This window comes from Curtobacterium sp. UCD-KPL2560 (genome assembly GCF_001705035.1).
Taxonomy (GTDB): Bacteria; Actinomycetota; Actinomycetes; order Actinomycetales; family Microbacteriaceae; genus Curtobacterium.
The window spans coordinates 1-13094 of sequence record NZ_MCIG01000081.1 but is presented as its reverse complement, the minus strand read 5'-3'; the positions used below and the strand labels follow the sequence as shown (position 1 = coordinate 13094).

General features: G+C 73.8%; 15 protein-coding genes. 7 read left to right on the top strand and 8 right to left on the bottom strand.

The window, feature by feature from the left end:
• Positions 1-57: 57 nt before the first annotated feature.
• The 5 genes from BEP24_RS14190 to BEP24_RS14170 all read left to right on the top strand — a co-directional run bounded on the left by BEP24_RS14190 (position 58) and on the right by BEP24_RS14170 (position 4745).
• The gene (locus tag BEP24_RS14190; protein ID WP_065964490.1) at positions 58-1200 is read left to right on the top strand and encodes an extracellular solute-binding protein; all 1143 of its coding nucleotides are present in this window, start codon (positions 58-60) and stop codon (positions 1198-1200) included.
• 5 nt (positions 1201-1205) lie between these two features.
• On the top strand, positions 1206-2228 hold the full coding sequence (locus BEP24_RS14185; RefSeq protein ID WP_083230386.1) for an ABC transporter permease subunit: 1023 nt from the start codon (positions 1206-1208) through the stop codon (positions 2226-2228).
• A gap of 194 nt (positions 2229-2422) precedes the next feature.
• Complete coding sequence (locus tag BEP24_RS14180) at positions 2423-3190, top strand: ABC transporter permease subunit (protein ID WP_253181706.1); 768 nt, start codon at positions 2423-2425, stop codon at positions 3188-3190.
• The gene (locus BEP24_RS14175; RefSeq protein ID WP_065964486.1) at positions 3187-4257 is read left to right on the top strand and encodes an ABC transporter ATP-binding protein; all 1071 of its coding nucleotides are present in this window, start codon (positions 3187-3189) and stop codon (positions 4255-4257) included. The genes BEP24_RS14180 and BEP24_RS14175 overlap by 4 nt, the downstream gene beginning before the upstream one ends.
• 254 nt (positions 4258-4511) lie before the next feature.
• Complete coding sequence (locus BEP24_RS14170; protein WP_065964485.1) at positions 4512-4745, top strand: hypothetical protein; 234 nt, start codon at positions 4512-4514, stop codon at positions 4743-4745.
• Between the two features lie 23 nt (positions 4746-4768).
• Here the strand turns inward: BEP24_RS14170 and BEP24_RS14165 are convergent, their stop codons facing one another.
• Positions 4769-5248 carry an NUDIX domain-containing protein gene (locus BEP24_RS14165; RefSeq protein WP_065964484.1) on the bottom strand — a complete coding sequence of 160 codons (480 nt, stop codon included), beginning with the start codon at positions 5246-5248 and terminating at the stop codon, positions 4769-4771.
• A 58-nt stretch (positions 5249-5306) separates the two neighbouring features.
• On the opposite strand from BEP24_RS14165, the gene nagB reads away from it, so the two are divergent.
• A complete protein-coding gene (gene nagB / locus BEP24_RS14160) occupies positions 5307-6092 on the top strand; it encodes a glucosamine-6-phosphate deaminase (protein ID WP_065964483.1) in 786 nt (261 codons plus the stop codon).
• A gap of 68 nt (positions 6093-6160) precedes the next feature.
• Here the strand turns inward: nagB and BEP24_RS14155 are convergent, their stop codons facing one another.
• The 7 genes from BEP24_RS14155 to BEP24_RS16690 form a co-directional block, all read right to left on the bottom strand.
• A complete protein-coding gene (locus BEP24_RS14155; protein WP_065964481.1) occupies positions 6161-7330 on the bottom strand; it encodes an aminotransferase class I/II-fold pyridoxal phosphate-dependent enzyme in 1170 nt (389 codons plus the stop codon).
• Between the two features lie 138 nt (positions 7331-7468).
• Positions 7469-8725, bottom strand: a complete 1257-nt coding sequence (gene nagA / locus BEP24_RS14150; RefSeq protein ID WP_253181705.1) for an N-acetylglucosamine-6-phosphate deacetylase — start codon at positions 8723-8725, stop codon at positions 7469-7471.
• Entirely contained in the window at positions 8722-9129 is a 408-nt protein-coding gene (locus BEP24_RS14145) for a YrdB family protein (RefSeq protein WP_083230384.1), read from the bottom strand. Before BEP24_RS14145 ends, nagA begins: the two co-directional genes overlap by 4 nt.
• A gap of 6 nt (positions 9130-9135) precedes the next feature.
• Positions 9136-9996 carry a formyltetrahydrofolate deformylase gene (gene purU, locus BEP24_RS14140; protein WP_065964480.1) on the bottom strand — a complete coding sequence of 287 codons (861 nt, stop codon included), beginning with the start codon at positions 9994-9996 and terminating at the stop codon, positions 9136-9138.
• A 183-nt stretch (positions 9997-10179) separates the two neighbouring features.
• Positions 10180-11505, bottom strand: a complete 1326-nt coding sequence (locus tag BEP24_RS14135; RefSeq protein WP_290439185.1) for an MFS transporter — start codon at positions 11503-11505, stop codon at positions 10180-10182.
• 102 nt (positions 11506-11607) lie between these two features.
• Positions 11608-12027 carry a MarR family transcriptional regulator gene (locus BEP24_RS14130; RefSeq protein ID WP_065964478.1) on the bottom strand — a complete coding sequence of 140 codons (420 nt, stop codon included), beginning with the start codon at positions 12025-12027 and terminating at the stop codon, positions 11608-11610.
• A 48-nt stretch (positions 12028-12075) separates the two neighbouring features.
• On the bottom strand, positions 12076-12534 hold the full coding sequence (locus BEP24_RS16690) for a MarR family winged helix-turn-helix transcriptional regulator (protein ID WP_171898827.1): 459 nt from the start codon (positions 12532-12534) through the stop codon (positions 12076-12078).
• A 63-nt stretch (positions 12535-12597) separates the two neighbouring features.
• Between BEP24_RS16690 and BEP24_RS17170 the strand changes: the two genes are divergently transcribed.
• A partial coding sequence (locus tag BEP24_RS17170) for an NAD(P)H-binding protein (RefSeq protein ID WP_141693473.1) occupies positions 12598-13094 on the top strand: 497 nt, incomplete at its 3' end.

Here is a 13094-nt window from a genome sequence, read left to right as displayed (position 1 = left end):
GGTCCGACCCGCGCGCGTCACCGATCCGGGCACCCCCGCACCCGAAAGGCGCACCCCGTGCAGCACACCCGTACCCTCGTCGGCATCGCCCTCGCCGCCGCGGCCGTCGTCACCCTCGCCGGCTGCTCGGCGACGAGCAGCGCGGCGACGTCGAGCGACACCGACTGGAAGACCGCCACCAGCGCCCAGGCAGGCGGCGGCATGGACGCCCTCGTGCAGGCCGCGAAGGCCGAGGGCAAGCTCAACGTCATCGCCCTCCCGCCCACCTGGGCGAACTACGGCAAGATCATCGCCGGCTTCGAGAAGAAGTACCCCGGCATCACGATCACCTCGGCGAACCCCAACGGGTCGAGCGCCGACGAGGTCGCCGCGGTGAAGTCGCAGAAGGGCCAGTCCACCGCCCCCGACGTGCTCGACCTCGGCAACGCCGTGATGCAGCAGAACCTCGGGCTGCTCACCGACTACAAGGTGGCGAACTGGTCGGACATCCCGGAGGACCTGAAGGACGCGGACGGCAAGTGGACCCGTGACTACACGGGCTTGATGTCGATCGGCTACGACTCCTCGAAGATCACCAAGGCGCCGAAGGACCTGAACGACCTGCTCGGCAGCGAGTACAAGGGCAAGGTCTCGATCGCGGGCGACCCGACGCAGGCGAACCAGGCCGCGAGCGCCGTGTACCTCGCCGCGCTCGAGAACGGCGGTTCGGCCGACGACATCACGAAGGGCGTCGACTACTTCGGCAAGCTCAAGCAGGCCGGCAACTTCCAGAACGTCCTGCCGACGCAGGCGACGGTGGCCTCGGGCGAGACCCCGGTCGTCGTGCAGTGGTCGTACAACAACCTCGCGTGGGGTCCGGCCGCCGGTGCGAGCGGGAACAAGAACTGGAAGACGGTCATCCCGGAGGGGAAGGCCCTCGGCTCGTACTACTCGCAGGCCATCAACAAGGACGCCCCGCACCCGGCGGCCGCGCGGCTCTGGCAGGAGTACATCGCCAGCCCGGAGGCGCAGAACCTGTACCTGCAGGCGGGCGCCTTCCCGTCGACCCTCGCCGCGATGGAGCAGTCCGGCAAGGTCGACGCCGACGCCCTCAAGGCCGCCGGTGGCATGCCGAAGGACACCGTCGAGCTGACCGACGCGCAGGTCACCGAGGCCGCGAAGGTCCTCGCTGCGAAGTGGTCCACCACGATGGGGTCCTGAGGCGCATGACGACGGCACCAGCGGCGGGGCCACGGACCGCGGGTCCGGCCGCCACGAGCACCGCACCCACGTCCGACCCCGCCGCCGGTGCCGGCCAGCCCGGCACGACCGCCGGGCACGGCAGCCCCGGCACGTCCGGACCGGCCGCGACCGCTCGCCGCGACGCGGCCCCCCGTGTCCGGCGTCGCCCCGGCCTCGCCTGGCTCGGGCTCACCCCCTTCGCCGCGTACGTCCTGCTGTTCCTCGCCGTCCCCGCCGCGATCGCGGTCGGCAGCGGGTTCACCACGGGCGACGGCGCGTTCACCCTCGCCAACCTCGCCGCGTTCTCCGACCCGTCCGTCCTCCGTGCGTTCGGCGGCTCGTTCGGCCTCTCGGCGGTCTCGGCCGTGATCGGTGCCGTCGTCGGGGCCGTCGTCTGCTGGGCGCTCGCCGCGCTCGACCCGGACGGGCTCGTCCGGTCCCTGATCGACGCCGCGGCGAGCGTGCTCGCGCAGTTCGGCGGCGTCATGCTCGCCTTCGCCTTCATCGCGACGATCGGCGCGCAGGGCCTCGTGACGACGTGGCTCGTGTCCACCCTCGGTGTCGACATCAACGCGAACGGCACGTTCCTGTACACGGTCCCCGGGCTCGTCCTGCCCTACGTCTCGTTCCAGGTCCCGCTGATGGTCCTCACGTTCATGCCCGCGCTCGAGGGCGTGAAGACCCAGTGGGGCGAGGCTGCGGCCACCCTCGGCGCCCCGCGCGGGACCTACTGGCGCCGGGTCGCGCTGCCGGTCCTCGCCCCGGCGTTCTGGGGATCGCTCCTGCTCCTGTTCGCGAACGCGTTCTCGTCCTTCGCGACGGCCGCCGCGCTCATCTCGCAGGGCGGCATCGTCCCGCTGACGATCCGCGCGCAGCTCACGAGCGAGACCGTCCTCGGCCTGCAGAACGTCGCCGGGGTGCTCGCGCTCGGCATGGTCGTCGTGATGGCGGTCGTGATGGGTGCCTACGCGCTGCTGCAGCGCCGGGCAGCACGGTGGCAGCGGTGAGTGCCGTCGGCACGCGTCCGACGGGAGGGCCCGGCGGCCCGCGTCGGACGGCAGCCGCCGTCGGCACGCGTCCGACGGGCGGCGCGGCGGCCACCGCCGGCCCGCGTCCGCCGCGTGGCCGGGCGGGCCGGTCTGGAGGCGCGCCCCGCCCCCGCCGCTTCGGCGTCGCCCCGTCACGGGTCACCGCGGCGATCGTGCTGGTCGTCGTCGGCCTCGTGACCGCCGTCCCGTTCGTCGCCCTCGTGCAGTTCACCTTCCGCCAGGGGACCGACGGCGGCCTGACCCTCGACCACTACGCCGCGATCGTCGACCCGGCGAACGCGGCCACCTACCAGCCGGTGTTCGACGGGCTCGGGGCGTCCCTGCTCATCGCCCTCATCACGGTCGGGATCGTGCTGCTCGTGCTGCTGCCCGCGCAGGTCATCACCGCGATGCGGTACCCCCGGCTCCGGCGCGTGCTCGAGTTCGTCTGCCTCGTGCCGATCACCGTGCCGGTCGTCGTGCTCGTCGTCGGGTTCGTCCCCGTGTACCAGGTGGTGGCGCAGGTCCTCGGGTCGGACGCGTGGACGCTCTCGTTCGCCGTCGGGATCGTGGCGCTGCCGTTCGCGTTCCGTCCGATCGCGACCGCGCTGACCGCCGTCGACGTCACGACCCTGTCCGAGGCCGCCCGCACGCTCGGGGCCTCGTGGTGGACCGTGACGTGGCGCATCCTGCTGCCGAACCTCCGCCGCGGGATCACCGCCGCGTGCTTCCTCACCATCACCGTCGTCCTCGGCGAGTACACCCTCGCCTCGTTCCTGTCCCGGACCACGTTCCAGACCGCGCTGCTGCTCGTGCAGTCGACCGACCCGTACGTCGCGGCGGTGTTCTCGCTCGCCGCACTGCTGTTCGGCTTCGTGCTGCTCGTCCTCATCGGCCGCGTCGGGGTGTCCCGCAGGTCCCGCACCAAGGAGTCCGCATGACCGTCACCGCCCCAGCCGCACCGGCGTCCCTCGCCGCCGAGGGTGCGGCCGTCGAGCTCGAGGCCGTCGAGAAGCACTACGGCACGCACCGCGCCCTGGCCGGGCTGTCGCTCCGCATCGAGCCGGGGGAGTTCGTCTCGCTGCTCGGACCGTCGGGCTGCGGCAAGACCACCGCGCTCCGGGCGCTCGCCGGGCTCGAGGCGATCGACGCCGGCGCGATCCGCATCGACGGTGCCGACGTCGCGCACACCCCGGTGGAGCGGCGGGACATCGGCATGGTGTTCCAGCAGTACTCGCTGTTCCCGCACATGACGGTGCGCCAGAACGTGTCGTTCGGGCTCGAGATGCGACGGGTCCCGGCCGTCGAGCGCCGCTCCCGGGTCGTCGACGCGCTCGACATGGTGCACCTCGGGGACTTCGCCGACCGCTACCCGCACCAGCTCTCGGGCGGCCAGCAGCAGCGCGTCGCCCTCGCCCGCGCGCTCGTCACCCGCCCCCGGGTCCTGCTGCTCGACGAGCCGCTGTCGGCGCTCGACGCCAAGGTGCGCGTGTCCCTCCGCGACGAGATCCGACGCATCCAGAGCGACCTCGGCATCACCACCGTGTTCGTCACGCACGACCAGGAGGAGGCGCTCGCCGTCTCCGACCGGATCGCGGTGATGCACGACGGCGGCATCGAGCAGGTCGGGACGCCCGAGGAGCTCTACCGCACCCCGTCGTCGGCGTTCACGGCGGACTTCGTCGGGCAGTCGAACCGGCTCCGGGGCGACCTGCGCGGCGGGGACGTGTTCGTGTACGGCTTCCGGGTGCCCGCGCTCGACGGCTCGGTACCCGACGGTCCGGTGATCGCACACGTCCGGCCCGAGGACGTCGCCTTCGCCGCAGAGGGCGTCACCGGCACGGTCGTGGCCTCGAGCTTCCTCGGCTCGATCCGGCGCACCACGGTCCGGCTCGACGACGACACCGTCGTGACCGTCCAGCACGAGGTCGGTGATCGCCGCACCCCGGGCGACCCGGTCGCGCTGCGCCTGCTCGGCGCCCCGGTCGCGGTCGCGCCGCTCGCGTAGCGCGCACGTGGTCGCGGCGCGTTGCGCTGCGACCCCACGCGCTGGGCGACACCTCGCGGGGCACGCTGCCCGTGGACTGTCGCTGCGGCCGTGACGTCGGCTCCGCGCCGCGGACGGGAGGCGCGTGGCGGCCTGGCACCGTGCCTCCCGTCCGGCGTCTCCTCACCACCGCGACCGACTCGGCGGACCTGCGCTCGCGCTGCATGTGGAACATCAGTCCGGTAGGCTCGCCGCACGGAACCGAGGGGGTGCTGATGGATCGCAGGACCGGGACGTCGGCGGCGGCCGTCGCCGTCCTGCTCGTCGGGTTCGGCGCGGTCGCCGTGCTCACGGGCGTCCAGACGGGCTCGGACGTGCGCTGGGTCGTGATCGCGAGCAGGGTCGGCATCGGTGTGGTGTCCGTGCTCGCCGGCCTCGCGCTCGTACGGCTGCGGGAGCGTCGCCCTCGGCGACGGCGGGACGGGCCCCGGCGACGGGGTCGTCGCTGAGCTGGTGACCCGCCGGGGCCGGGTCAGCGCTCGAAGCGCGCCTCCCGCTCGTCGGCCAGTGCGGCGGCGACGCGGGCCCGCATGTCCGCGGACATCTCGGGGAGCGCGTCGAGCGGTGCCCAGAACGCCTCGGTGTTCTCGCCGTCGGCGGGCGCGGGCGTGCCGGAGACCCAGCGGCACGCGAACACCAGGTCGAGGTACTGCGCGCGGTCCCCGTTCGGGTACGTCATCTCGGGCAGGACCTGCACCCACGCCAGACGTTCGGCGACCGCGACGACGTCGGCCTCCTCGAGGACCTCGCGTTCGGCGGCGACCGCGGGCTCCTCGCCCGGGTCGACGATGCCCGTCACAGGCGTGTACGCGCCCGTGTCAGCGCGACGGACGACGAGCAGCTCGCGGGCGTCGCCCTCGCCGCGGGTCACGACGGCGGTCACACCGGTCAGCCAGAGCAGGTCCGTGCCGATCTTCGCGCGGAGGGACAGGACGAAGTCGGGGGTGGGCATGCCCTCACGCTACCGCCCACCCCTGTCGCGAAGTGGTCATGACCAGTACGCTGGCGGCGTGGAGATCATCATCCTGCCGACGCCGGCCGAGGTCGGGCGTGTGGCCGCAGCGAAGATCGCGTCCGTCGTGACCGAGAAGCCGTCCGCCGTCGTGGGCCTGGCGACCGGGTCGAGCCCGCAGGGCATCTACGCCGACCTGCGACGCCGGGTCGAGGCGGGGGAGGTGTCGTTCGGCGCCGCCCGCGGCTTCGCGCTCGACGAGTACGTCGGCATCCCGCTCGAGCACCCGGAGTCCTACGCGAGCGTCATCGCCCGGGACGTCGTGGAGCCGCTCGGGTTCGACCCCGCTCGGGTCCGCGTGCCGGACGGCCGGGCCGCCGATCTGGCGTTCGCGGCCAAGGAGTACGACGCCGCGATCCGCGCCGCCGGTGGGGTCGACGTGCAGATCCTCGGCATCGGGGCGAACGGGCACATCGGGTTCAACGAGCCGACGTCGTCGTTCGCCTCACGCACCCGCATCAAGACGCTCGCGCCCTCGACGCGCGAGGCCAACGCCCGCTTCTTCGACTCGCTCGACCAGGTGCCGACGCACTGCATGACGCAGGGGCTCGGGACGATCCTCGAGGCCCGCGAGCTCGTGCTCGTCGCCCAGGGATCCGCGAAGGCCGACGCCGTCGCCGCCGCGGTCGAGGGGCCGCTGTCGTCGTTCGTCCCCGGGTCGGCGCTGCAGCTCCACGAGCACGCGACCGTCGTCGTCGACGAGGAGGCCGCGGCCGGCCTGCGCCTCGCCGACTACTACCGGTACACGTACGCGAACAAGCCGGAGTGGCAGCGGTTCGAGTGACGGCCCGCTGCGGCGCGGGTGCCGGCCGGGCTGCGGACGTCGTGTGAGGGTGCGGTGCGCGTCGGGTGTCAGCGGGCGGCGGACAGGCGGGCGAGCCCCTCGCGCAGGGTCTCCTCGGAGCACCCGAAGTTGAGCCGGGCGTGCCCGACCCCCTGCCGCCCGAAGTCCCGCCCGTTCGTCAGCGCGACCTTCGCCCGCTCGACCAGGAGCAGCGCGGGGTCGTCGCCCCACGGCAGGGCCCGCAGGTCGAGCCAGGCCAGGTACGACGCCTGCGGCTGCCGGTACCCCGCGCCGGGCAGCAGTGTGCCGAGCTCCTCGGCGAGCACCCGTCGGTTCGCCGCGAGCTCCGCCAGGACTGACGCCAGCCATGGCTCGCCGTCGCGGAACGCCGCCACGCTCGCGGTGTAGCCGAGGATGCCCGTCCGCTCGACGACCTCGACGGGCAGGCCGTCGAACCAGCCCCGGGCACGGTCGGACGCGCCCACCATGAGCGCGCACTTCGTCCCGGCCAGGTTCCACGCCTTGCTCGCGCTCGTCAGGGCGACCCCGTGCTCGACCGCCTCGGGCCCACAGGTCAGGAAGGGCGTGAACACCGCGTCGGCGTGCGTGAGCGGCGCGTGGATCTCGTCCGACACCACCACGGCGTCCCACTCGGCCGCGAGCTGCGCGAGGGCGACGAGCGACTCCCGGGGGTGCACGAGCCCGAGCGGGTTGTGCGGGTTGCAGAGCAGCACGGTGCGGGCGCCCTCGGAGAAGGCCCGGCGCAGGCCGTCGAGGTCGATCCGCCACCCGGCCGTGGTGCCGAACGGGTCCGGTTCGCCCTCGGGGGCGACGAGCGGGACCTCGGTCACGACCCCGCCGGCCTCGTGCACGTAGTCCCAGAACGGCGGGTACACGGGCGGCATCACGACGACCTGGTCACCCGGGGCGATCACCCGGCGCAGCACCTCGACGGCCGCGACGGACACGTCCGTGGTGGTCCGGACGAGGTCGGGGTCGACGTCCCACCCCCACCGGCGAGCGGCGAAGTCGGCGAACACCTCGGGCAGGACCCGGGTGTGCCCGAGGTAGCCGGTGTCCCCGTTCGTGACGGCCCGGACGAGGGCCTCGCGGATCGGTTCGGCGGGCACGGAGTCCATCTCGGCGACGAACATCGGCAGCACGTCGGCGGGGTACGCGGTGTACTTCTCGCTCGTGCGGTCGCGGCGGGCATCGAAGGGCGAGACCATGACGCTCATGTGGCCATCCTGGCACCGAGGGGGTCGGGGTGTCGGACGGGCTCGGCGCGGGCGGGCGCTCCGCACGGACGGCGTGCTCGGTGCGGACGGGTGCCCACCCAGACGGCGTGCGCACCGTGGTCCGCGCGGCGCGCGTCGTCAGTCGGTCGGCAGCTCGCGCCCCGCGCCCCACACCCGCAGCACGTCGAGCCCTGGCGACAGCGCCACCAGGTCCGCCGCGTACCCGGGTGCGATCCGCCCGAGCCGGTCCCCGGCCCCGAGCGCGGCAGCGGGGACGGCGGTGAGCGCACCGACGGCGTCGGGCAGCGAGACCCCCGCCGCCGAGACCGCGAGCCGCAGGGCCTGGTCCTGGGTGAGCGTCGACCCCGCGATCGTGTCGGTGCCCGCCACGCGCGCGACCCCGTCGGTCACGGTGACGGCGAGTGACCCGAGCGCGTACGAGCCGTCCGGTGACCCGGCGGCACCCATCGCGTCGGTGATGAGCGCGACCCGTCCCGGCGCCCCGCGGAGCAGGACACGGGCGACGGCGGGGTGCACGTGCACGCCGTCGAGGATGAGTTCGAGCGTCACCCGGTCGTCCTCGAGCGCGGCGGCGATCGGTCCCGGCGCACGGTGGTGCAGCCCCGGCATGGCGTTGCACGCGTGCGTGAGCAGGGTGGCGCCGGCGTCGAACGCGGCCCGGGCCTGGTCGTACGAGCAGACGGTGTGCCCGACGGCGACGGTGACCCCGGCAGCGGTGAAGCGGCGGACGGCGTCGAGCGCTCCCGGCAGCTCGGGCGCGATCGTCACCTGGCGGAGGACACCGTCTCCGGCCTCGAGCAGGGTCTCGACGGTGGCCGGTGTCGGGTCGAGCAGGAACGAGGCGTTGTGCGCGCCCTTGTTGTGCGGCGAGAGGAACGGCCCCTCGAGGTGCACGCCGAGGACGAGCGGGTCGGTGGCCGCGACGGCACGGATGCGGTCGAGCGATGCCACCAGGGACGGGATCGGGTTCGCGACGAGGGACAGCACCGACCGGGTCGTGCCGTGCGCTCGGTGCACGGCGAGGGCGGCGTCGAACGTGTCGTCCTCGTAGGCGGCTCCACCCCCGCCGTGGCCGTGCAGGTCGACGAACCCGGGCGTCAGGACGGCGTCGCCGAGGTCGACGACCTCGACGTCCGCACCCGGACCGCGGCCGGGCGAGACCGGGTCGAGCCCCACCGTGCCGAGCCCCACCGTGCCGGCCCCGACCGCCTCGATCACGTCACCCGCGAGCAGGACCCAGCCGTCGGCGGTGGACCCGGCCGCGTCGACGACGTGCGACGCGCGGACCAGCGTGCGCCGCGCCTCCAGGCCGGGGACCACGCCGGGGACGGGACCGGACCCGGGGACCCGGCCGGCGCCGGACGCGTCGCTCACGCCGTCTCCCGACGGAACGCGACCACCCCGGACACCGCCGCCACCAGCACGAACACGAGGCCGACCACCGGCAGCCCGATCGACACCCAGCACGCTGCGGCGGCAACGACCAGCGCGGTCTCGACGATCACCTTGCCGACGACGTCGGTGTCGATCGGCGACCGCGGGGACCGGAAGAAGAACCACACGACGGCGGCGAACAGCGGCGCCCCGACCATGAACAGGTACCCGGGCCAGGGCAGGATCCACGACCAGTAGCCCCAGATCGCGAGCGACAGCAGGCCGAACGCGCACACGACGATGCGCAGGACGCCCCACCCGTCCAGGCGGTGACGGGGCGCTGCCGGGTCGACGGGCGGTGGGACCTCGCCCCAGTCGACGGGGCTCTGCGGTGCGTTGGTCATGCGGTCCTACCTGAAGATGATGGTGCGGGCGCCGTCCAGGAGCACGCGGTCCTCGGCGATCCAGCGGACCGCCTGGGTGAGGGTGCGGGACTCTTCGTCCTGGCCGATGGACACGAGCTCGGACGGGTCCTTCGTGTGGTCGACCCGGACGACGTTCTGCTCGATGATCGGGCCCTCGTCGAGGTCGCTCGTCACGAAGTGCGCCGTCGCACCGATGAGCTTCACGCCCCGCGCGTGCGCCTGCCGGTAGGGGTTCGCGCCCTTGAAACCCGGCAGGAAGGAGTGGTGGATGTTGACGGCGCGGCCCTCGAGCGCGGCGCAGAGCTCCGGCGACAGGATCTGCATGTACCGCGCCAGGACGACGAGTTCGATGTCGTGCTCGTCCACGGCGTCGAGGACTCGCTGCTCCATCGCCTGCTTCGACGCCGCGTCGGTGACCGGACGGTGCTCGAACGGCACCGAGTAGAACGCGGCCAGCTCGGACAGGTCGGGGTGGTTCGACAGGACGAGCGGCACCTCGATCGGGAGCTGCCCGCCGCGCTGCCGGTACAGCAGGTCGTTCAGGCAGTGCCCGGCCTTCGACACGAGCACGAGCGTGCGGAGCGGCCGACCGACGACGTCGAGCTGCACGCGGGCGTCGTACCGCTCGACCACGGGCGCGAGGGCCTGCTCGAACGCGGCGCGGTCGACCGGCGCCATCACCTGCAGGCGCATGAAGAACGTGTTCGTGTCGGCGCTCGAGAACTGCTGCGACTCGGTGATGTTGCCGTTCGCCGCCACGACGGCTCCGGAGACGGCGTGCACGATCCCGGGCCGGTCGTCGCAGACGAGCGTGAGGGTCCAGTGCGTGGGGGTCGGGTCGGTCACCGGATCAGGGTACCGGGCGCGGTGCGCCCGTCCGCGGTCGGGTGCGTACCCGTTCCCGGCCCCGTACCCGTCCCCCGTCTGCGTTCCCGTCCCACCGTCCCGGGATGGAGCAGACGACGTCGGATCACGGGCCGCTACCCGACGTTTCCTGCTCCATCCGCGCGGCCGGGAGGCGCCGCCCGCTCAGCGCGCGTCGGCCCGGGCGAGCGCACGGTCGGCGAGCGTCAGCACGGACAGCAGCACCGCGACCCCGAGCATCACCCACGCGAGCACGTGCAGGTCCGGCGTGGTCGGGGCCTGGCCGAACACTCCGCCGATGAGCGAGGACGCCGCGATCGCGCCGATGTAGATGCTCGTCCGGGACAGCCCCGCCGCGGTCCCGATGTACTCCGACGGCACGACCCGGTACAGCGCCGCCTGGTTCGACACCGAGGCCAGGGCCTGCGGCACCCCGAACAGCGCCGGCACCACGAGCAGCAGCACGAGCGGCGACCCGGCGTGCAGGAACAGCAGGAGCGCGGCGCCGACGAGCGGGACGAGCGCCGCGACGACGAGGGGTCGGCGCACCGCGGTCCTCCGGGCGACCAGGAACGACACGACGCCGGCGACCACCGCGGCCGGGAGCTGCAGGTACCCGGCGACGTCGCTCGGGTAGCCCGCGACGTCCTGCACCCACTGCGAGAACCCGTACGTCATCGTGTACGCGAGCAGGTACGTCAGGAAGAGCCGGGCGTACGTGCGCGACAGGGCACCGTTCCGGGCGAGCAGGCGCACGTCGACGAAGGGCCGCACGGCGCGGAGTTCCCAGACGACGAGGGCGACGAGCAGCGCCACCGCGACGCCGAGCAGCCACCACCAGCCCTGCCGCAGGTCGAGCAGGAACACGAGCAGCGCCGACACCGTCCCGGTGGTGAGCAGCATGCCGACCGGGTCGAGCGCCGTGCGCACCGGCAGCTCGTCGGGGTCGCGCGGGCGGAGCCGGTCCGAGGGCAACCACAGCGCAGCGACCACGATCCCGAACACCGCGAGCGGCACGTTGACGAGGAAGATCGCGTGCCAGCCGAACGCCGCGACGAGGACCCCGCCGAGGGGTGGCCCCGCGGCGGCGGACACGAGCGAGGTGATCGACAGCGCGCCGAGGACGAGCGGCGGCGTCGGTTTGCCGATCCGGGCGGAGTGCTGCCGCAGCGTGGTGAGTGCCGCCGGGTACGCGGAGGACGTCCCGATCCCGATGAGCACCCGCGCGGTGATCGCGCCGCCGAAGCCCGTCAGCACCTCGGGCACGACGCCGGCGACGCCGACGATGACGAGTCCGGTGAGGAACACCTTCTTCGGCCCGAACCGGTCGGCGAGCTTGCCCATCGTCGGCTGGGCCACCGCGCTCGCCAGGTACAGGGCGGCGACGAGCCAGATCGCCTGCGACGCCCCGATGCCGAGGTCGCGTGAGAGCGGGGCGAGGGCGACGGCGACCATCGTGGTGTTGATCGGGTTGAGGAGCGGCCCGACCAGGACGGGGACGAGGAGCTTGGCGCCGAAGCCGCTCCCGGTGGTCGGGACGGCACCGGTGTCGGGACGGTTCGCGGTGGTGGACGTGGCGGGCTTCTTCCTGGGTCAGGGTTCGGTGAGCGGGGCGAGCAGCGCGACGGCCCGGGCGACCGTGTCGCGGTCGGCGTCGGACAGGGTCGCGAGTCGCTCGGCGAGGACGCCCGTGCGGGTCGACCAGGCCTCCTCGCGGGCGCGTTCCCCGGTCTCGGTGGCGCGGACGAGGGTGCGACGCCCGTCGGCGGGGTCCGGTCGTCGCTCCGCCAGGCCGAGGTCGACGAGTGCCTGGACGGTCGCGCCCATGGACTGCGGTCGGACGCCCTCGGCGCGGGCGAGGTCGGCGACCGTCGCCTCGCCGTACCGCAGCAGTCGGCCGAGTGCGGCGGTCTGCGACGCGGTCACCTCGTCGGCCTTGCCCGTGAGCAGGGTCCGCCGGATGCGGCCGTGCAGGGTCAGCAGGTCGACCGCGAGTGCGACGTGTGGTTCCACACCGGAACGATAATCCTCGACAGCCGGACTTGCAAGGTTGCCTGTCGATCAGGCGACGCCGTCCGCCCCCTCGGCGGTCGCGTTCCCGCTCGTGAACGGCCGGAGCGCAGCCGCGACGGCCGTGCCGCCGTCCGGGAACCACGCGTTGCTCGCCTGCGCGATCGGCCACGCGGCCGCCAGCAGCTCGCGTCCGGCAGGTGTCAGGTGCAGCCGGGAGGCCCGTCCCCGGCCCGGCGCGGCGCCCCGCTCGACCAGTCCCCGCGTCCCGAGCGCGGCCACCAGCGTCGCCGTGCTCTGCGGGCGGATCCCGACGGCCCGGGCGAGGTCGGCCTGGCTGAGGTGGTCGGCGGCGGCGAGCTGGACGAGTGCGCCGAACTCGACGGGGGTCAGGTCGAGGTGCGCGAGGTCCTCGCCGAGGCGGCGGGCGAGTTCGCGGGCGGCTCGGACCACCGTCCACGCGGCGATCGCGTCGATGTCGTCGGGGGTCACCGAGCCGTCGCTTGACACGACTCCAGGGTACCGGCGTACGGTCGAGTAACAGAAAACTGATTCTCGGACGGAGGACCGAGCATGACCGACACGATCGCGATCACCGGCGTCACCGGCGACGTCGGCGGGAAGACCCTCGACCTGCTGCACGCGTCCGGTGCCGACGTCCGCGCCGTCGTCCGGCGTTCCGAGCAGGCCGACCGCCTGCGGGAGCGCGGCGTCGACGCGCGCCTCGCCGACCTCGACGACGTCGATGCGCTCACGCGCGCCCTCGACGGCGTCGACCGGTTCTTCCTCGTCACGCCGGTCAGCGAGCGGCAGGCCGAGCAGGGCGAGGCCGGGGTCCGGGCAGCGCAGCGCGCCGGGGTCCCGCGGATCGTGCACCTGTCCGGCGGGGACGCGGCCGAGCACTCGCCGATGCCGTGGGCTGCTGCCGCCTGGCGGACGGACCGGCTCGTGCGCGAGAGCGGGCTCGCCTGGACGATCCTGCACCCCTCGGCGTTCATGACGAACCTCGTGCCCTCGGCCCCGGCCATCCGACGCGGCTGGTACCCGCACACCACCGGGCGGGGTCGGGC